The organism is Duganella paludis (assembly GCF_054461335.1).
Genome location: NZ_CM136922.1, coordinates 6,475,080 through 6,492,986, shown reverse-complemented (window position 1 = coordinate 6,492,986; position 17,907 = coordinate 6,475,080). Strand labels below are relative to the sequence as shown.

At 63.4% G+C, this 17,907-nt stretch carries 15 protein-coding genes; 6 read left to right on the top strand and 9 right to left on the bottom strand.

What is annotated here, in order from left to right; all coding sequences use genetic code 11:
- The first annotated feature begins 27 nt into the window (after positions 1-27).
- The gene (locus tag ACXZ1M_RS28575) at positions 28-408 is read left to right on the top strand and encodes a hypothetical protein (RefSeq protein WP_459050972.1); all 381 of its coding nucleotides are present in this window, start codon (positions 28-30) and stop codon (positions 406-408) included.
- 318 nt (positions 409-726) lie between these two features.
- On the opposite strand, the gene ACXZ1M_RS28570 is transcribed toward ACXZ1M_RS28575, so the two are convergent.
- Positions 727-2,385, bottom strand: coding sequence for a methyl-accepting chemotaxis protein (locus ACXZ1M_RS28570; RefSeq protein WP_459050971.1), 1,659 nt, complete (start codon positions 2,383-2,385; stop codon positions 727-729).
- Positions 2,386-2,570: 185 nt separating this feature from the next.
- Positions 2,571-4,295 (bottom strand): tetratricopeptide repeat protein, encoded by a 1,725-nt coding sequence (locus tag ACXZ1M_RS28565; protein ID WP_459050970.1) that lies wholly within the window; start codon positions 4,293-4,295, stop codon positions 2,571-2,573.
- A gap of 131 nt (positions 4,296-4,426) precedes the next feature.
- Here ACXZ1M_RS28565 and ACXZ1M_RS28560 point away from each other — a divergent pair, with 131 nt between their 5' ends.
- Positions 4,427-4,624 (top strand): hypothetical protein, encoded by a 198-nt coding sequence (locus ACXZ1M_RS28560; RefSeq protein WP_373987062.1) that lies wholly within the window; start codon positions 4,427-4,429, stop codon positions 4,622-4,624.
- Here ACXZ1M_RS28560 and ACXZ1M_RS28555 read toward each other — a convergent pair.
- Entirely contained in the window at positions 4,621-5,637 is a 1,017-nt protein-coding gene (locus ACXZ1M_RS28555) for a phospholipase A (protein ID WP_459050969.1), read from the bottom strand. The genes ACXZ1M_RS28560 and ACXZ1M_RS28555 overlap by 4 nt on opposite strands.
- 223 nt (positions 5,638-5,860) lie before the next feature.
- Between ACXZ1M_RS28555 and fusA the strand changes: the two genes are divergently transcribed.
- Positions 5,861-7,969, top strand: a complete 2,109-nt coding sequence (gene fusA / locus ACXZ1M_RS28550; RefSeq protein ID WP_459050968.1) for an elongation factor G — start codon at positions 5,861-5,863, stop codon at positions 7,967-7,969.
- A gap of 6 nt (positions 7,970-7,975) precedes the next feature.
- Here fusA and ACXZ1M_RS28545 read toward each other — a convergent pair whose 3' ends face one another.
- The 3 genes from ACXZ1M_RS28545 to ACXZ1M_RS28535 all read right to left on the bottom strand — a co-directional run bounded on the left by ACXZ1M_RS28545 (position 7,976) and on the right by ACXZ1M_RS28535 (position 10,172).
- The gene (locus tag ACXZ1M_RS28545; protein WP_459050967.1) at positions 7,976-8,758 is read right to left on the bottom strand and encodes a sterol desaturase family protein; all 783 of its coding nucleotides are present in this window, start codon (positions 8,756-8,758) and stop codon (positions 7,976-7,978) included.
- A 43-nt stretch (positions 8,759-8,801) separates the two neighbouring features.
- Positions 8,802-9,521, bottom strand: coding sequence for a PEP-CTERM sorting domain-containing protein (locus ACXZ1M_RS28540; RefSeq protein WP_459050966.1), 720 nt, complete (start codon positions 9,519-9,521; stop codon positions 8,802-8,804).
- A 162-nt stretch (positions 9,522-9,683) separates the two neighbouring features.
- Positions 9,684-10,172 carry a hypothetical protein gene (locus ACXZ1M_RS28535; RefSeq protein WP_459050965.1) on the bottom strand — a complete coding sequence of 163 codons (489 nt, stop codon included), beginning with the start codon at positions 10,170-10,172 and terminating at the stop codon, positions 9,684-9,686.
- Positions 10,173-10,230: 58 nt separating this feature from the next.
- On the opposite strand from ACXZ1M_RS28535, the gene ACXZ1M_RS28530 reads away from it, so the two are divergent.
- Positions 10,231-11,460, top strand: a complete 1,230-nt coding sequence (locus ACXZ1M_RS28530) for a hypothetical protein (RefSeq protein ID WP_459050964.1) — start codon at positions 10,231-10,233, stop codon at positions 11,458-11,460.
- Here ACXZ1M_RS28530 and ACXZ1M_RS28525 read toward each other — a convergent pair.
- The 3 genes from ACXZ1M_RS28525 to ACXZ1M_RS28515 form a co-directional block, all read right to left on the bottom strand.
- The gene (locus tag ACXZ1M_RS28525) at positions 11,432-12,211 is read right to left on the bottom strand and encodes a sterol desaturase family protein (RefSeq protein WP_459050963.1); all 780 of its coding nucleotides are present in this window, start codon (positions 12,209-12,211) and stop codon (positions 11,432-11,434) included. The two genes, ACXZ1M_RS28530 and ACXZ1M_RS28525, sit on opposite strands and share 29 nt — an antisense overlap.
- Before the next feature lie 52 nt (positions 12,212-12,263).
- Positions 12,264-12,989, bottom strand: coding sequence for a PEPxxWA-CTERM sorting domain-containing protein (locus ACXZ1M_RS28520; RefSeq protein WP_459050962.1), 726 nt, complete (start codon positions 12,987-12,989; stop codon positions 12,264-12,266).
- Positions 12,990-13,197: 208 nt separating this feature from the next.
- Positions 13,198-14,259: an acyltransferase family protein gene (locus ACXZ1M_RS28515; RefSeq protein ID WP_459050961.1), complete on the bottom strand. Its 1,062-nt coding sequence runs from the start codon at positions 14,257-14,259 to the stop codon at positions 13,198-13,200.
- Between the two features lie 124 nt (positions 14,260-14,383).
- Between ACXZ1M_RS28515 and ACXZ1M_RS28510 the strand changes: the two genes are divergently transcribed.
- Positions 14,384-16,111 (top strand): methyl-accepting chemotaxis protein, encoded by a 1,728-nt coding sequence (locus tag ACXZ1M_RS28510; protein ID WP_459050960.1) that lies wholly within the window; start codon positions 14,384-14,386, stop codon positions 16,109-16,111.
- A 2-nt stretch (positions 16,112-16,113) separates the two neighbouring features.
- A complete protein-coding gene (locus ACXZ1M_RS28505; RefSeq protein ID WP_459050959.1) occupies positions 16,114-17,904 on the top strand; it encodes a sensor domain-containing phosphodiesterase in 1,791 nt (596 codons plus the stop codon).
- Positions 17,905-17,907: the final 3 nt, after the last annotated feature.

The window sequence follows — 17,907 nt, the reverse complement described above, 5'->3', positions numbered from 1 at the left end:
GCGCACGCCGTCCGCCAACGGTCGGCGGTGATCGGATCCAGGTTGCGCGGCGCCGCCAGATACTGTTCCATCTTCTGCAATACCGCGCCGCTGCGCAACGCCTCGACCTTGCCGCCGGTGCGGCGCTGCTCGAAAGTGGCGATGCTCCACGCTGTGATCCAGACGTCGATGCGGCCCAGCGCCAGCTTGCGGGCATTGCTGCCGGACTCGGAGACGGTTTCGATGTGCGCAAATCCCAGCCGCCTGGCCAGCGCTTCGGCCGGGCCGCCCAGCAGGACGCCGACGCGCAGCTGCCTGGCTGCCTCGGCGCTGGAGATGTCCAGCTTGCTGTCGGCGCGGGCAATCAAGACTACCTGGTCGTCCGCCAGCTTGCACAACCACTGGTATGACGATTCGATCTCAGGATAGCGGGCAAAGGTGGCCATGGTGTCGGGCTGGCTCAGCGCCATCTGCTGGGCGCGACGCAGCGGCACGGGGATGACGCCGCCGGCGTTGCCGGTCCGGCGATTCAGTTCGGTCAGCATGTCATACAGCAGCCCGCGATAGGCGCCGTTTTCCTGATAGGCGAACGGCGCCACGCCGTTGACGTACACGCGGGTGGCGGCGCTGGCGTCGCCCGCCACGGCGGCACAGGCAAATGCGGTCGCCGTGGCGAGGGTGGCGGCACAGGCAGCGGCGTCGCGGGCTGCGGTTGCGCAGGCCGATGGGCAAAGGCGGCGCATGATGTCACGCTGCGGCGATGGCTTGCAAGCCCAGTGCGGGACGCGCGGCCGGCTTGGCCGCCGGCATCCGTTGACGCCCGATGGCGGCCGTGGTGGCGGATTTTGCCGGCGCGGCTGCGGCCAACTTGAAGATGCTGACCGCCGCCACCAGGGACATGGCCTGTTCACGCATGCTTTCGGCAGCGGCGGCCGCTTCTTCCACCAGCGCGGCGTTTTGCTGGGTGGTGTTGTCCATTTCCAGCACGGCGGTGTTGATCTGGTCAATGCCGTCGCTTTGCTCACGGCTGGCGGCGGCGATCTCGTTCATGATCAGGGTTACCTGTTGCACGCTGTCGACCACTTCCTTCATGGTCAGCCCGGCGCGGTCGGCCAACTGGCTGCCTTGCGCCACTTGCGATACCGAGTCGTTGATCAGTTCCTTGATTTCCTTGGCGGCCGCCGCACTGCGGTGGGCCAGATTGCGTACTTCGGTGGCGACGACGGCAAAGCCGCGTCCCTGCTCTCCGGCACGGGCCGCTTCCACCGCCGCGTTCAGGGCCAGGATGTTGGTCTGGAAGGCGATAGCGTCGATGGTGCCGATGATTTCCGAGATCTGACGCGAGCTGTGGAGGATGCCGTTCATGCGCTGGACCATGTCGCCCACCACGGCGCCGCCCCGGCCGGCAACCGCGCTGGCTTCCAATGCCAGGGCGTTGGCTTGGCGGGCGTGATCGGCGGTCTGACGCACGGTGCTGGTCAGTTCTTCCATCGAGCTGGCGGTTTCTTCCAGTGCGCCGGCCTGGTTTTCGGTACGGGTCGACAGATCGGCGTTGCCGACGGCGATTTCGCAGGAGGCGGTGCCGATGGCGTCGGAAGCGCTGCGCACGCCGCTTACCAAGGAAGCCAGCCGGCCGCTCATGTCGCCGAGCGCGGTCAGCAGCTGGCCGGTTTCGTCCTTCGCACTCGTGTGGATGACGGTGCTCAGGTCGCCTTCGGCCACCCGGCGGGCCAGCTGCACGGCGTGGGTCAAGGGCTTGGTGATCGATTGCGAGATGAGCCAGGCGCATACCACCACGAACAGCACCATCAGCACGGTCAGCAATATCATCAGTTGGCGGCTGCTGTCATAAGTCTGCTGGATGCCGGCGGCCATTTCGGTGATATGGTCGCGCTGCTCCTGTTGCAGCTCCTGCAGCTTGTTGCCGTAGGCCTCGGCCAGCGGGGCGAAGCGGCTGGCGAACAGGGCTTCGGACTCGGCCGTTTTACCTTGCTTTTTCAGCTGGATGGCCTGGTCGCGCACGCTCACATAGTCCTTGCGGGCCACCATCGCTTGGTCCCACAGCACGCGTTCGCGCGGCGTGTCGATGTGTTTCTCGATCTGCTTTTGCAGCGCCAGCGCCTGGCGCGTGGAGTCGGCCACCTCTTCGGCGAAATACTCGGCCAGGGTGCCGTCGTTGTTCTTGACGATGGCGAGGTTGCGGCGGATGCCGGCATAGATGACGCGATACCAGTCGCTGACCAGGCGCTCGGTGGCCAGCGGTTCTTCCAGCAGCTCGCGGCTGGCGTCGGCGACGGCGCCGAGGCGTGATAGCGATGTGCCGACGGCGATCAGTGCGCACAAAAGAATCAGTGCAAAACCCAGCAGCAGACGTTTTCCAATATTCATCCGGTTCAAAATCGACATCTCGTTCTCCTCGTTGATTGGGTGGCTAACGGGATCAAGTTAACACGCCCAGCGGAGACGAAAATGAACAAACGGACAAGATTACTGCGGCGACCCTAGGCGCTCCCTCTGGCGCGCGCGAGGGGGCGGGAAAGTCGTTCGATACGTTCGAAGGTTTGCGGCGGAACAGTGGAACGTCCGGAAAATCAGCGCCTACCGAATGTCGATCCCAAGGCCTGGTCCGGATTGACGGGATTCACGCCTTGCTGGTCGAGGTGGCCGCGGGCGTTCTGCAAGCCGGCGTTGTATTCCACCTCCCGCATGACCAAGGCGTTGGCGATGGTCCATTCGCGGAAGGCCGTACCGGCCGCCGGTTGCACGCGCATTTCGGCCAGCAGCTCGTCCTGGGAGACGCCGGTGCTCAATTTGCCCAGCCAGGTTTTGGCCCAGGCCGCCAGTTGCGGCTCGCGGATGTTGTGCGCCATCAGTTTGAGGGCGTTGCGGGCGCGTGGCGTGTCGCCCGCATAGGCATAGGCCAATGCCGCCGACCGGGCCAGTGTGTTGACCTCGCGCGCGTTCTTGAAGGCGTTGATCGCCGCCTGCAGCGTGGCTTCGTCAGGCGCCGCACTCGCTTGCAGGCCGGCCTGGAACAGGGCATAGGCGGCTTCGGCCGATTTCGGTTCCAGGCCCAGGGACTGCGCCAGATAGCCGCGCGCCTGGTCCGGCTGCGACAGCTTCAAGTGCGCCTGGCCCAGCAGGTAGAGCACTTCCGCATCAGGTTTCTTGGCCGCCGCATTCAGGTAGGACAGCGCGTCCTGGGGATTGCCCCAGTCCACCTGCGCGCGGCTCAGCACGCGCTGGGCGTAGTCGTTGGAGGGATAGCGCTTCGCCGCTTCGGCCGTCTGGCGCAGCAGCTTTTCGCCGGCCTTGGGCTCCGGGCAGGATTTGAGCGCGGCTTCCGCCAGCACGAATTCGCCCGAGGATTGCGGCAGCTTGTTGAACTCCATGGTCGCCACCGGCAAATCGGCGACGTCGACCTTGAGTACCTTGATCGACTGCAGGCGATAGCGCCACAGCGTCGTGCCGAGGTCGCCGACCTTGATGCCGTAGGCCTGTTCGAAGGCACCGGTGATCGGCGTGTCGCGGTAGACCGCGCTCAGGTAGTTGACCATGCGCTTGCGCGTGTCTTCCGTCGACAGCATGTAGTGCATCAGCACCCAGGAGCGCGCCGCGAATTCCAGCTTGATGCCGCGCGTGGAGGCGTAGTTGACGCCGCGCGAGTCGTTCTGCTCCAGCACGTCCTTGTAGTCCAGGCTGTAGCGGTGGCCCTCGTCGAGGAAGCCCAGGTAGCGGCCGACGTTGAGCGGGGTTTTACCGATCGACATCTGGGTATCGGTGAAGCGCACGCTGGCGAAGTAATGGGCCAGGCCGTCGATGTACGACAGCGGCGCGCGGATATCGGTGTAGCGGTAGACGAAGTGGCGGGTGTAGGCCTCGTACAGATAGGTCAAGCCTTCGTCGGTGCTGTCGTCGAGCTGCACGCCGAAGCCTTGCACGCCGGCGCTGCAGCTGTTGTACAGGCCGATGGCGTCGGCCGGCTGGTTGAGCGCCAGCGCGTTCAGCGCCACCGCGCCGTCATGGTAGTAAAAGGTCAGCTTGGGTTCGGCGCCGCTGGACTTCATGAAAGGCTGGGTGTAAATCCGCAGCATGAAATCGAGCTTTTCCAGCTGGTTCAGCAGGGTGGCCACGGCGTCGTTGCTGGTGTTGGAGTAGACCACGAAGTGCTGGCTCTCGACGCGGAACCATTCCGAAGCGTTGCGCTGGCCGGCCACCACCACGCTGGGCGCGGCCGGCTCTGGGGATTGCGCTTGGGCGTTCATCAGGCAGGCGCTGCCGAGCAGTACCGCCGCGTACCAGGATTGCTTCATCATTTTCCGTTCGTCCCCGAAAACCGGCGCTTGATCGCCGTTATCCGCAGCTGGTCGCACGGGGATTGCCCCCGGCCCGCCACTCTATTAGAGTGACATTATAGACAATAAATCAACCGCGTCGGGAGCGTCTTATGCTGAGTTTTATCCTTTGGCTGGGCTTGCTGTTCCTCTGTTGGCCGCTGGCCTTGCTGGCGCTGCTGCTCTATCCGCTTTTATGGCTGATCACCTTGCCATTCCGCCTGATTGGCATCGGCGTCGAGGGCGTATTCGAGCTGCTGCGCGCCATCGTTATGCTGCCGGCGCGCATCCTCGGCGGTAATCCACGTTAAAAGTCGACCAGGAAGCCGGCGCCGATGGATTTCTGGCCGTAGTTGTAGTCGATCAGGCTTTGGCCGTAGCCGGTGAAGCCTTGCACGTAGCCTTTCAGATTGGCCGCCACCGGGAAGGCCCAGCCGACCCGAAGCGCGCCGTGGCTGGTGCTGAAATTGCGCCGCGCCATCAGCGACAGCTCGTGGCCGTCGAAGCGGTAGCTCGCCGTCAGGTCGCCGTGGCCGAGGAAGTCGGTGATGTCGATGTTGTCGTTGTCCGAACGCGCGTTGTCGAGCCGCTTCCACAGCCGGAACGACACGGCGAACTTGCCTTTCTCCGCCCCCATCTCCGCATAAACCCGGTTCCAGCTGCGCGACAGGTTGGACGTCTGGCCGTTGGACTGGTGGTTCAGGCCCAACGTCAGGTAGCGCACGTCGAGGATGCCCAGGTCCAGGCTTAGCGGTGTGGTCAACATCATTTCCGGTTGATAGTTGGTCTCGCGGAAGGGGCTGGAGGCGGCCCGGTTGTAGGCTTGCCAGAAGCTGTTCTGCGTGTAGCCGAACCACAGGTCCACCGGAGTGCTCAGCAACTGCTCGATCAGCTTCATCTTGAAGCTGATCTGGTAGGTCAATTCCACGTGTTTTGATTTCAGGCCGGCAGGCGTAGTGTCGCGAAAAGGCGCATCATTGGAGCTGGTGCTGTAATTGGCCAGAAGCAGATAGGTATCCTTGTGCGGGCGGAAGTTGAACACGCCGCGCTTGGCGGAACGGTCGAGCTCCCACTCCTGGACCATGCGCGAGACGCTGGCCTCGGGCTTGATGGTGGTTAGCTCCGCCACCTTGGCCGGGACCTTCGGTTCGGCCGGCGGCGCCGAAGGCTGGGTGCGCGCGGGCTCGCTGCCGGCGGCCGGCGCCACGATGGCGTTTTCGCCCGCTGCCTTGACCGCAGGCGTGGTCTTGGAAAGGCCATCGTAGCAAGCCAGCCGTGCACTGGCGTCGCCCAGCACGGCGCAGCGCTCCAGCCGCAGTTCCATGTCGGAAGCCTGGGCCAAAGCAAGAGCTGGAGCCATGCCTAAGGATAGGAAGAGGGTGGTTTTGACGTGCGCTCGCATGCGGATGGTTCCATTCAGAGGTAAAGTTAAGCAAGAGGTTACATTAATTGCCACTAGTCATGTCGCACACTTAGCAAGCTCTTGAATTCAGGCGAACACGCCGCACCTGAGAGCTCCCATAGCAGTCTGTACAAGGAGATCTGTGATGACCCGCAAGACCCCAATTGAGCGTTACCGCAATATCGGCATCAGCGCCCACATCGACGCCGGTAAAACCACGACCACGGAACGCATTCTGTTTTACACCGGTGTAAACCATAAGATCGGCGAAGTGCACAACGGCGCCGCCACCATGGACTGGATGGAACAGGAGCAGGAACGCGGGATCACCATCACCTCGGCCGCCACAACCGCGTTCTGGAAGGGCATGGCCGGGAACTTTGCCGAGCACCGCATCAACATCATCGATACGCCGGGCCACGTCGACTTTACCATTGAAGTGGAGCGTTCGATGCGCGTGCTCGACGGCGCCGTCATGGTGTACGACGCCGTGGGCGGCGTGCAGCCGCAATCGGAGACCGTCTGGCGCCAGGCCAATAAATACCATGTGCCGCGCATCGCCTTCGTCAACAAGATGGACCGCGTCGGCGCGGACTTCTTCCGCGTGCGCGATCAGATTGCCAATCGCCTGAAGGGCGTGGCCGTGCCGATCCAGATTCCGCTCGGTGCGGAAGACAACTTCCATGGCGTGGTCGATCTGGTCAAGATGCGGGCCATTAACTGGGACGACGAGTCGCTGGGCGTTAAGTTCACCTATGAAGACATCCCGGCCAATCTGCAAGGACTGGCGCAGGAGTGGCGCGACAAGATGGTGGAGGCGGCCGCCGAAGGCACGCCCGAGCTGCTGGAAAAATACCTGGACGGCGGCGTGCTGACCGAAGAGGAAATCAAGACCGGCCTGCGCCTGCGCACGGTGCGCAACGAAATCGTGCCGATGCTGGCCGGTAGCGCCTTCAAGAATCGCGGCGTGCAGGCCATGCTGGACGCGGTGATCGAATACCTGCCGTCGCCGCTGGACGTGCCGGCGATCGCCGGCCACGATGAGGACGACAACCCGATCGAACGCCATCCGAACGACAGCGATCCGTTCTCCGCGCTGGCGTTCAAGATCATGACCGATCCGTTTGTCGGCCAGCTGACCTTCTTCCGCGTGTATTCGGGCGTGGTGAATTCCGGCGACACCGTGTACAACCCGACCAAGTCGCAGAAGGAGCGGCTGGGCCGCATCCTGCAGATGCACGCCAACGAGCGCAAGGAGATCAAGGAAGTCTACGCCGGCGACATCGCGGCGGCGGTGGGCCTGAAAGGCGTGACCACGGGCGATACCTTAAGCTCGCCGGACCACGTGATCGTGCTGGAGAAGATGATCTTCCCCGAGCCGGTGATCTCGCAGGCGGTGGAGCCGAAGACCAAGGCCGACCAGGAAAAGATGGGCATCGCCCTGAATCGCCTGGCGCAGGAAGACCCGTCGTTCCGCGTGCATACGGACGAGGAATCGGGCCAGACCATCATGTCCGGCATGGGTGAGCTGCACCTGGAAATCCTGGTGGACCGCATGCGGCGCGAATTCGGCGTCGAGGCGACGGTGGGCAAGCCGCAAGTGGCCTACCGCGAAACCATCACCAAGAGCGCCACCGATGTGGAAGGCAAATTCGTCAAGCAGTCCGGCGGCCGGGGGCAATACGGCCACGTGGTGCTGACGCTGGAGCCGATGGAGGCGGGCGGCAAGGGCTATGAATTCGTCGATGCGATCAAGGGCGGCGTGGTGCCGCGCGAATTCATCCCGGCGGTGGACAAGGGCATCCAGGAGACGCTGCGTTCGGGCGTGCTGGCCGGCTATCCGGTGGTGGATGTGCGTGCGACGCTGACCTTCGGCTCGTACCACGACGTGGACTCGAACGAAAACGCCTTCCGCATGGCCGGTTCGATGGCCTTCAAGGAGGGCATGAAGCGCGCGGGTCCGGTGCTGCTGGAGCCGGTGATGCAGGTGGAAGTGGAAACGCCCGAGGAGTTCATGGGCAACGCCATGGGCGACCTGACGTCGCGGCGCGGCATGGTGCAAGGGATGGATGAAATCCCGGGCGGCGGCGGCAAGATCATTCGCGCCGCCGTGCCGCTGGCCGAGATGTTCGGCTACTCGACCACCCTGCGTTCATTGACGCAGGGCCGGGCCACCTACACGATGGAGTTCAAGCACTACGCCGAGGTGCCGAAACACATTCTGGAGCAAATCGCTGTGAGCAAGGCGCGTTAAGTCAAGTTAGGTTGGCGCGCAGCCGTAGTCCTGTGGCCAGGACTGCGGCAGATGCCAGGTGCCGAAGAGCATATCGAGCACCGGCAGTGTTGACGAGAAGTTGCGGTTCAGTGGTGCGCTTTTGCTGTGGTGCCAGTGGTGAAAGGCCGGCGTGGCGACCAGCCATTCCAGTGGCCCCAGCCGCACCCGCAGATTGGCGTGGATGAAGAAGCCCCAGATGGTGCCGACGATAATCGCTAACACCGGCGTGGCGCTGCCTGCCGCGCCGGTGCCGGCCAAGCCGAGGCAATACAGCGGCGTCATGCCGCACAGCCGGGTCACGATCATGTCGACCGGATGGGCATGGGTGTTGACCAGGAAATACAAGTGTTCCGGCTGGTGGTGCACCGCGTGGTAGCGCCATAGCCAAGGCAACTGGTGGCTCAGCCGATGGCCCCAGTAGAATCCAAGTTCGGCGATCAGCAAGGCAAGCGTCAGCCGTGCCGCCAGCGGCAAGGCCGCGAGGGCGGCTGGAATGGCGGCGGGCAGCAGCATGCGTGCGCCGGCCGCCACCGCCGACATCAGCACGCCGAGTATGGCCGCAGGCAGCAGGCTGTTGACGAAATACATGGCAAGATCGACCGCCAATGCGCGACGCGTCAGCCTGTCCTTGCGTACCGCGAGCCAGCGCTCAAGCGGAATAAACAGCAGCGACAGCAGCATCAGCCAAACGCCGAGGCGGGCGATGTCGATCACCAGCGCCGGCCAGTGGGAGAGGGGGGCAGGAGCGTGTTCATGAGCAGGATTCAAAAGACAAAAAGACGGCGCCAGGCGCCTGACGCCGTCAAGCCGATTAGGCTGCGCCAGCCTTACGGCGGCGGGCGGTGAAACCCAGCACGCCCAGGCCCAGGGCCAGCATGGCCCAGGTCGACGGCTCGGGTACGGCGGCGGTCATCGAGACACCGTCCAGCAGCGAGAACGGCGGTACGCCGGCAGGCGTACCGATGGCCAGGAAACTCAGCGCTTCGCTGGTATTGGCGGCGGTGAAGGTCATGGTCTCCTTTTGCCAGCCGGTGAAGCCATGGTTCAGATTGTCCCGGACGGCGGTTTCCTGGAAATTGCTGCCGAAGCCGACCACCCATTTTTCCGTGGTTGGGCCATCGAAGCCGTATTGCTGTGCGCCGGCCCAGTAGAAACTCAGCGTGTATTGCTGGCCGGGCACCAGGCCGTTGACCATTTGCGAGATCGGCCCGATCTGGAAGCCGCCGTCGGCGGCGATGAAGCTGCCGCCGGCCGGGCTGGCCGTCAGGCCGTTGTTGGCGCCGTTGCCGGGTCCCCAGAGCTTGAGCGGTCCATATTCGCTGGTCGTGCCTGTCGTGTCGGCGCCGGTGGCGTTGAACAGGAAGTTATAGCTGTTGCCGTTGTACCAGCCGGGTACGCTGGCGTTGTAACCGAGTTGGCCGACGGTGCCGTTTTCAAAACCGCCGTTGGTGATCAACTCGCCTGCTTGGGCGGCACCGGCGGCAAGCATTGCCGCCGTGGACAGTGCCAGTAAGGTAGATTTAATATTCATGCATTCTCCAGATTAAACTGTGAATCGTCAGGCATTTCGCCTGACGAACCGAAGAAAGCACGGATGCGCGCGCATTCCAGACTTTCGATCCGGATGTTAACACATCAATGTGGCAATTAATACATCATTATTTCTCAGATAATTAATGTGTCTTAATGACACTTAAAATGGTCGCAGTTTCAGCTGTATGGAGATGGCGCCGTACAGGCGATCCTTGTACGACGGCACGATGGCGACGTTGACGCCGACGCGTTCGTATTCAAAACTGGCGGTCGGAATCACGGCCGGGAACCAGCCGCCGTTGCGCATCTTGGGATAGCCGTCGAAGGCGCCGGCGACGGCGCCCAGGCGCACCGGCCCGACCTTGAACGGCTGGTAGTAGACCCCCGCGTAATTGGAATAGGCGCGGTCGCTGTTGTAGAAGCGACCGACCGTGGCCGAGGCCACCGTTGAAAAACGCCATTCGGCGCCGAGGCCTGGATTGCTGTCGTTCAGGCCTTTGTAGCGCTGGAAGTGATACGAGTAGAAGCCGCCGTTCAGCCAGACTTCATTCAGCGGCGCGTTGTCGATGGTCTCGAAGGTGTCGGCCATGGCCGCGCCGGACATGCAGGCCAGCAGCACCAGGGCGCCATTACGCAAACTGTTCATCATCCGAAGCTTTCTTCGTCGTTGGTTGAGAGGGGCGATTATAGCCGTGTATGATGCTGGAATGAAATTGCTAACTACTCCATTGATACTGGCGCTGGCCGTCGCTGCGGGCGACGCGCAGGCGGTTGAGTGGCGCGGATTACTGGACGTGCGCGCCGTCGATTCCAACGCCGAACGCAGTTTTCTGGACAGCGGCTTGGGCAAGACCCGCTACGACGCCGATTCGCCGCGCCTGAGCATCGGCCAGGCCGTGCTGCGCGGCGACGCCGACCTGAGCGACAGCATAGCCGCCAGCGTCGAACTGAGCGCGGACCAGCAGCATCGCGGTGTGGTCGACGTGCGCGAAGCCTTCCTGGTCTGGAACCCGGTGCCGGAAGGCGCTTGGAAAACCCGCGTGCGCGCCGGTTTCTTCTTCGCGCCCACCAGCGTGGAACTCGATTACGACAGCGTCGGCTGGGTGCCCAAGCACACCATTTCCAGTTCCGCCATCAACAGCTGGATCGGCGAAGAGCTGCGCACCAACGGCATCGAATGGAGCGCGCGGCGGCTGGGCCGATACAGCGGCGACGCCTTCGACGTCGGTGTACTGGTGGCCGCCTATACAGGCAACGATCCGACCGGCACGCTGTTGACCTGGCGCGGCTGGTCCATCAGCGACCGCATCGCCGGCCGCGCCGACACGGTGAAACTGGCCGATTTACCGGTGTACCGGGCGCCCAACGGACGCTTGCTGAAGCAGTCGCGCGACATGCACGCCTTCCGTGAATTGGACGGAAAGCTGGGCTACTACGCGGGCGCCAATCTGAACTTCGGCTCGCGGCTGGAATTCGCCGCGCTGCACTACGATAACCTGACCGACCCGCAGGTGGTGAAGGATGGCCAGTACGGCTGGCGCACGCGTTTCGACCACATCAGCGCGGTGTGGCGTCCGCAGGGCACATGGGAACTGTCGATGCAATCCATGCGCGGCGATACGTATATGGGGCGGAACGGCGCCGGCGTCGATTTCCAGTCTTGGTTCGTGCTGGCCAGCCATCCGCTCGGTCCCGGCACGGCGGCGGTGCGCTACGACCGCTTCAGCGTCACCGAGCACGATAATATTCCGTCCGATCCGAATGGCGAAACAGGCTACGGCGTGGCGCTGGCCTATGACTGGCCGCTGGCCGAGCAGCTGTCGCTGATGACGGAGGCGCTGCTGGTGCGCAGCGACCGTCCGGCGCGCGTGCTGATCGGCGAGACGCAGCTGCAGAAGGAGCGCAGTCTCACCGTGTCGTTGCGTTGGCGCTTTTAAGCACGGTTTCCTGATCGGCGATGCCGTAGTTCTGCGGCCAGCTGGCGGGCAGATGCCAGGTGCCGAACACCAGGTCCATGAGCGGCAGCGTCGAGGCGAAATTGCGGTTCAGCGGCGCGCTTTTCGTGTGATGCCAGTGATGGAAAGCCGGCGTGGCGACCAGCCATTCCAGAGGGCCCAGGCGCACGCGCAGGTTGGAATGAATAAAGAATCCCCAGACCGTACCGATGAGCACCACCAGCACCGGCGTGACGCCGCCGTTGAGGCCCAGGCAATACAGCGGCGTCATGCCACACAAGCGGGTGAAGATCATGTCCACCGGGTGGGCGTGGGTATTGACCATGTAGTACAGATGCTCCGGCGCGTGATGCACGGAGTGGAAACGCCACAGCCAGGGCAGGCGGTGACTGAGCCGGTGCCCCCAGTAAAATCCGGTTTCCGCGATCAGCAACGCCAACACCAGCCGCGCCGCCAGCGGCAGGGCGGTCAGTGTGGCCGGCACGGCGGCCGGTATCACCAGGCGGGCGCCGGCCGCCACGGCCGACATCAACACGCCCAGGATGGCGGCGGGCAGCATGCTGTTGACGAAATACATGGCGAGGTCCACCGTCATTTCGCGGCGCGACAGCCGGGTGCGGTGCACCGCGAACCAGCGCTCAAGCGGAATGAACAACAGGGACAGCAATATCAGCCACAGCGCGAGCCGGGCGATATCAACCATGAGGGTGCTCCAGTGGGAAATTGCGTTCATGCGATACTCAAAAAAAAGACGGCGCCGGTACGCCGTCGGTTACGCTAGTCGCTTAGGCTGCTTGTGCTGCCTTGGCCTTGCGGCGGCGGGCGACGCATCCCAGCAAACCCATGCCGAGCGCCATCATCGCCCAAGTATCGGGCTCCGGTACGGCGGCTGCCATCGTCACTCCGTCCAGCAAGGAGAACGGCGGCACGCCAGCCGGCGTACCCACGGCCAGGAAGCTCAGCAATTCACTGCTGCCGCCGGCGGTGAAGGTCATGGTTTCTTTCTGCCAGCCGGTGAAGCCGTGCTCGGCATTATTGAGGATGGCTGTCGACTTGGTGTCGTTGCCCAGGCTGACGATCCACTGCTCGGTGGTGGGGCCGTTGTAACCGTACTGCTGCGCGCCGCCCCAGTAGAAGCTGAGCGTGTACTGCTGACCGGCGACCAGGCCATTGACCTGCTGCGAGATGGGAGCGACGCCGCTGCCGCCGTCGTTGGCGACGAAGCTGCCGCCGTTCGGGCTGGCGGTCAGGCCGTTGTTGGAGCCGTTGGCTGGCCCCCAGAGCGAAACGTTGCCCCACAAGCCGGTCGCGCCAGGGCTGTCGGCGCCGGTGGCGTTGTACAGGAAGTTGTAGCCATCGGTGAACCAGCCGGGCACCGAGGCATTGATGCCGAGTTGACCGACGTTGCCGCCTTCGAAGCCGCCGTTGACGATCAGCTCGTTAGCGTGGGCTACGCCCGTAGCCAGCAGGGCCGTAGCGGACAGGGCCAGTAATGTAGATTTGATGTTCATGTATAAGCTCCAGATTAATGATGAGAACGGTAGATAGCGTGTCTAGCGGGATACGAGAAAAGCGCAGAGGCCTGGGCTTCTGCGAATTCCGATGTTGATCGTAGCACATCATTATGGTAATTTATACATCATTATTATTCAGGCAGTTAAGCTGCTTTAATGACAATTAAGTAGCCCTGGAAGCAACAGCCAGTTTGGCGTGTTCGGCCTAGATCGACACGCGCCAGCCTCGCTGGTACGCGTAACGCATCGCTAGCCAGAATGCCGCGGTGAAGCAGACGGCGAACGCCATCGATGCGAACTCGGGGCCGAACAATGGCGCCAGCGGCGCGCGGAACACATTTTCATACAGAGGGTGCATCACACCGGTGGCGACCAGCGCGCAACTGGCCAGCCACGATCCGGCGTAGGCGGTGATGGCATTCACGCCCATGGCGCGTCCAACCGCCGGCCAGCCTTGCACATCAATCAGCTGGTGGGCAAGGGCGAGGGCAAGCATGCCGAAACCACCAGTCCACAGCACGAAAGACGAAGTCCACAGCTGCTTGTTCAGCGGCAGGGCCAGCGACCACAGGCCGCCGATCAGCATCGCCAGCACGCCGGCGATGGCGAGGTCGCCGATGCGGCCCTTGCGCAGCCAATCCCCCGCGCGCATGCCAAGAAGGACGGTGGCCAGCGAAGGCAGCGTGCTTAAGACCCCTTCCGGTTCGTGCGCCAGGCCGCTGGCCGCGTCATATTGGTAGGACAGGCTGCCCAGCACTGCGGTGTCGATGCGGTCCGCGAGATTCAGGTGCGGTTCAACGCCGCCACCGCCGGCCAGCAGCGCCCAATAGCCAAGCAGGATCGCCGACAACAGGACCCATTGCGCGCGGGCGCCCTGGATGTAGATCGCGATCAGTCCCGCCGCCGCGAAGCAGATGCCGGTGCGTTGCAGGACGCCCAGCAAGCGGAAGCCGTGGCCGTCCATGGCCAGCATCGAGACCACATTCAGGGCCACGCCGAGCAGCACGATGCGCACGCCGCGCAGCACCACGGTGCTGGCCATCGGGCCGCGCGGCGAGAACATCTCCAGCTGCCGGCCCATCGCCAGTTGCAGCGACACGCCAACAATCAGCATGAACACGGGGAAGATGAAGTCGGCCGGCGTGCAGCCATGCCACGTTGCGTGCTCCAGCCAGGGATAGATATGGGACCAGTCGCCGGCATCGTTCACCAGCAGCATGGCGGCCACGGTCAGGCCGCGCACGGCATCGACGGAAGTTATTCGCATAGCGTTTTTTATATTGTTTTTCCAGCGCGAACAGTAGCACACCATCTCTCCTTAGAGAGGTGTTTTACCTGCCTTCAGGTAGTAAAGTTTCAACCAGTTTCACAAATTGGTCTAAGGAGCTGCAATGGAAGTCAATAAAAACGAGATCAGCGTCGCCGCCAGGCTAGGCATCGGCTTCGGCATCATTCTCGCGATGATGCTGGTGCTGTCGGTGATGAGCGTGTTCAAGGTGAACGCCATCGACAACAGCTTGCTGCACATCAGCGAAGTCAATAACGTCAAGCAGCGCTATGCGATCAATTTTCGCGGCAGCGTGCACGACCGCGCCATCGCTTTGCGCGACGTGACGCTGGTCGGCGATGGCGACCTGGCCGGCGTGACGGCCTTGATCGACAAGCTGGATCAGGACTACCAGCAGTCCGCCAAGCCGATGGAGGTGTTCTTCAATGGCGCCAAGGCCAAGATCACACCGGCGGAACGCGGTTGGCTCGACAAGATCAAGCAGAGCGAAGCCCGCACCGTGCCGCTGATTAAAAAGATCATCGAAGCGCGCCGCGCCGGCGATACCGAAGGCGCGCGCAAGATGATGCTGGAGCAGGCCAAGCCGGCGTTCGTCGATTGGCTGGCCAGCATCAACGGCTTTATCGATCAGGAAGAAGACATGACCGAGGCCGAATCCGCACTGGCGCGGCATGGCGCGCACAACTTCCAGTCGCTCACGCTGCTGGCGGTGGCGATTGCGGTCGCTATCGGTGCGGTGGTGGCTTGGCGCGTGACGCAATATCTGCTGCGCGCGCTGGGCGCCGAGCCGGCCGAGGTGAAGGCCTTGGCCAATGCGGTCGATCGCGGTGAGCTGTATCACGAGGTGGCGCTGCGCGACAAGGACCAGGACAGCATCATGGCGGTATTGGTGAAGATGAGCCACAACCTGCGCCACACGGTGACCGAGGTGCATGACGCGGCCGTGGCAGTCGGCAGCATCAGCGACCAGATCTCCGAGCAAAACCAGAATCTGTCCAGCCGCACCGAAGACCAGGCCAGCTCGCTGGAGGAAACCGCGTCGGCCATGGAGGAGCTGACCGCCACGGTGCAGCAGAACGCCGCCAGTGCGCGCGACGCCAACTCGCTGGCGCAGAACGCGTCCGACATCGCCAGCAAGGGCGGCGAGATTGTCGGCGAAGTGGTGCAGACCATGAATGCCATCGACGAATCCTCGCGCAAGATTGAGGTGATTATCAGCGTGATCGACGGTATCGCCTTCCAGACCAATATCCTGGCACTGAACGCCGCTGTCGAAGCGGCGCGCGCCGGCGAGCAGGGACGCGGCTTCGCCGTGGTGGCGACGGAAGTGCGCAACCTGGCGCAGCGCAGCTCGACCGCCGCGCGCGAGGTGAAGTCGCTGATCGATGAATCGGTGGCCAAGATCCACGCCGGCACGCGGCTGGTGGAACACGCCGGCAGCACCATGCGCGACATCGTCGATAGCGTGAAGCAGGTCAGCGACATGGTCGGCGCCATCACGATGGCGAGCGATGAACAGCGCCAGGGCATCGAGGAGGTCAACCGTGCGATCTCGCAGATGGACCAGGTGACGCAACAGAATGCGACGCTGGTGGAGCATGCGGCCGGTGAAGTGGAGGTGCTACAGGATCAGGCGGCGCAACTAAATCAGGCGGTCAGCGTGTTCAAGACGCAGCCCGACGAGTGGAGCGCGCAGACAGCGCACGGTTCATCGCGCGTCGCGTCGCACGGTTCGGCGTCGGCGTCGGCGTCACGCGCTGCCGGCGGCCCGGGTGCGGGAACCGGCGCGCGCGCCTCGGAGCGTCTGCTGCCCGCACCGGCGGGAGCATGATAATGCGGGACATACTGCTAAAACACTCCGAGCCTGAGCGCCTGCAAGCGCTCAAGCAGCTCGGCATCCTGAACACCAACACCAGCGAATACTTCGACGCCATCACGCGGCTGACGATGGACATGTTCGGCGTCGCCGGCTCGTACATCTCCCTGATGGACAGCGACCGCCAGTGGCTGAAATCCACCGTCGGCTTCTGCCCACCCAACACGCAGCGCGACCAGACCTTCTGCAACTACACCATCCAGCAAGCCAGCGTCCTGGTGGTCGAAGATACCTTGTTGGATGCGCGCTTTGCCGACAACCCGATGGTCACCGGCCCGCAATCCGTGCGCTTCTATGCCGGCGCGCCGCTGATTACGCAGGACGGCTACGCCATCGGCGCGCTGTGCGTCATCCACACGCAGCCACACAGCCTGACCGCCTCCGAACAAGGCACGCTGGCCAACCTGGCCGGCATGGTGATGTCGCACATCACGCTGGGCCGCGCGGTCGGCCACGTCGACGCCGTCAGCGGCATGCCGAACAAATACCAACTGTTCGAAGACCTGACCGAGCAAGCCCGCGCCAACAGCGGCGAGCACCGCGTGCTGGCGGACATCGACATGCCGGATTCCGCCAAGGCCTTCGAGATCATCCGCGTGCTCGGCGCATCGATGTATGATGAACTGATGCGCGAAGTCGGCGCACGCCTGGTTGGACTGTTCGAGGGCAGGGCGCAGGTCTATCACCTGACCGACGCCCGCTTCGCAATCCTCTCCCAGGACAAGGACAACGATGGCTTCATCAGCTACCTGCATAGCCTGGAGCCGGAGCTGCAAGCGCCGTTCAACAGCCTGAATATTCCGATGGTACTGCCCAGCTTCGGCGGCATCGTCCAATTCAACTTGTGCACCAACTCGGCCAAGGATGCGCCACGCAAGGCCGCTGCCGCCGTCAACCAGTCGCTGGTCAACCAGCAGCGCTGGAGCTGCTACAGCAACGCGGAAGACGAAAAGCAGCAGCGCGCCTTCCGCTTGCTGAACGACGTGCGCCATGCCATCGCCAACGACCAGTTCGAACTGTTCTACCAGCCCAAGCATGAGCTGTGCAACGGCGCCTGCCTGGCCGCCGAGGCGCTACTGCGCTGGACGCACGCGGAGCTGGGGCCGGTGTCGCCGGCGGAATTCATTCCGCTGATCGAAAAGACGGCGTTGATCGGCCCACTGAGCCACTGGGTGATCCACACCGCCATCAAGCAGATCGCGGAATGGCACGCGGCCGGCCATCCGATCAAAGTGGCGATCAATCTCTCCGCTTACAACTTTGAAGAGGAAGACATCGTGGAACGGCTGCACGCGACCTGCCGCCAGTTTTCCGTCGATCCGCGCTACGTGGAAATCGAATGCACGGAAGGCATCTGGATGGAAGGCCCCGGCATCCTGAAGGCGCTGCACGGCATCCGCGACCTGGGCATGAGCCTCGCGCTGGACGATTTCGGCACCGGCTACAGCAACTTCGCGTACTTGCAGAAGGTGCCGGCCACCGTGGTCAAGGTCGACCAGTCGCTGATCCGCAATGTGGACGCCAATCCGCGCGACCAGCGCATCGTGCGCTCGCTGATCGCGTTGGCGCGCGAGCTGGATTACCAGGTGGTGGCGGAGGGCGTGGAGACCGAACAGTCACTTGGCCTGATCCGCGACTGGGGCTGCGATCTCGCACAAGGCTATCACTTCGCCAAACCGCTGACCGCGACCGCCTTCCTGGCCCACGCCATTCAGCATCGCGATAGCCACATGGCGATCGCCGCCTGAGCC

What these genes read in the sequence shown, in the direction of transcription:
- ACXZ1M_RS28530 (WP_459050964.1), top strand. Translation starts at nt 10,231, where the DNA reads ATGAAATTGCTAACTACTCCATTGATACTGGCGCTGGCCGTCGCTGCG.
- ACXZ1M_RS28505 (WP_459050959.1), top strand. Translation starts at nt 16,114, where the DNA reads ATGCGGGACATACTGCTAAAACACTCCGAGCCTGAGCGCCTGCAAGCG.
- ACXZ1M_RS28510 (WP_459050960.1), top strand. Translation starts at nt 14,384, where the DNA reads ATGGAAGTCAATAAAAACGAGATCAGCGTCGCCGCCAGGCTAGGCATC.
- ACXZ1M_RS28565 (WP_459050970.1), bottom strand. Translation starts at nt 4,295, where the DNA reads ATGATGAAGCAATCCTGGTACGCGGCGGTACTGCTCGGCAGCGCCTGC.
- ACXZ1M_RS28560 (WP_373987062.1), top strand. Translation starts at nt 4,427, where the DNA reads ATGCTGAGTTTTATCCTTTGGCTGGGCTTGCTGTTCCTCTGTTGGCCG.
- ACXZ1M_RS28570 (WP_459050971.1), bottom strand. Translation starts at nt 2,385, where the DNA reads ATGTCGATTTTGAACCGGATGAATATTGGAAAACGTCTGCTGCTGGGT.
- ACXZ1M_RS28520 (WP_459050962.1), bottom strand. Translation starts at nt 12,989, where the DNA reads ATGAACATCAAATCTACATTACTGGCCCTGTCCGCTACGGCCCTGCTG.
- ACXZ1M_RS28535 (WP_459050965.1), bottom strand. Translation starts at nt 10,172, where the DNA reads ATGATGAACAGTTTGCGTAATGGCGCCCTGGTGCTGCTGGCCTGCATG.
- fusA (WP_459050968.1), top strand. Translation starts at nt 5,861, where the DNA reads ATGACCCGCAAGACCCCAATTGAGCGTTACCGCAATATCGGCATCAGC.
- ACXZ1M_RS28555 (WP_459050969.1), bottom strand. Translation starts at nt 5,637, where the DNA reads ATGGAACTGCGGCTGGAGCGCTGCGCCGTGCTGGGCGACGCCAGTGCA.
- ACXZ1M_RS28525 (WP_459050963.1), bottom strand. Translation starts at nt 12,211, where the DNA reads ATGAACGCAATTTCCCACTGGAGCACCCTCATGGTTGATATCGCCCGG.
- ACXZ1M_RS28515 (WP_459050961.1), bottom strand. Translation starts at nt 14,259, where the DNA reads ATGCGAATAACTTCCGTCGATGCCGTGCGCGGCCTGACCGTGGCCGCC.
- ACXZ1M_RS28540 (WP_459050966.1), bottom strand. Translation starts at nt 9,521, where the DNA reads ATGAATATTAAATCTACCTTACTGGCACTGTCCACGGCGGCAATGCTT.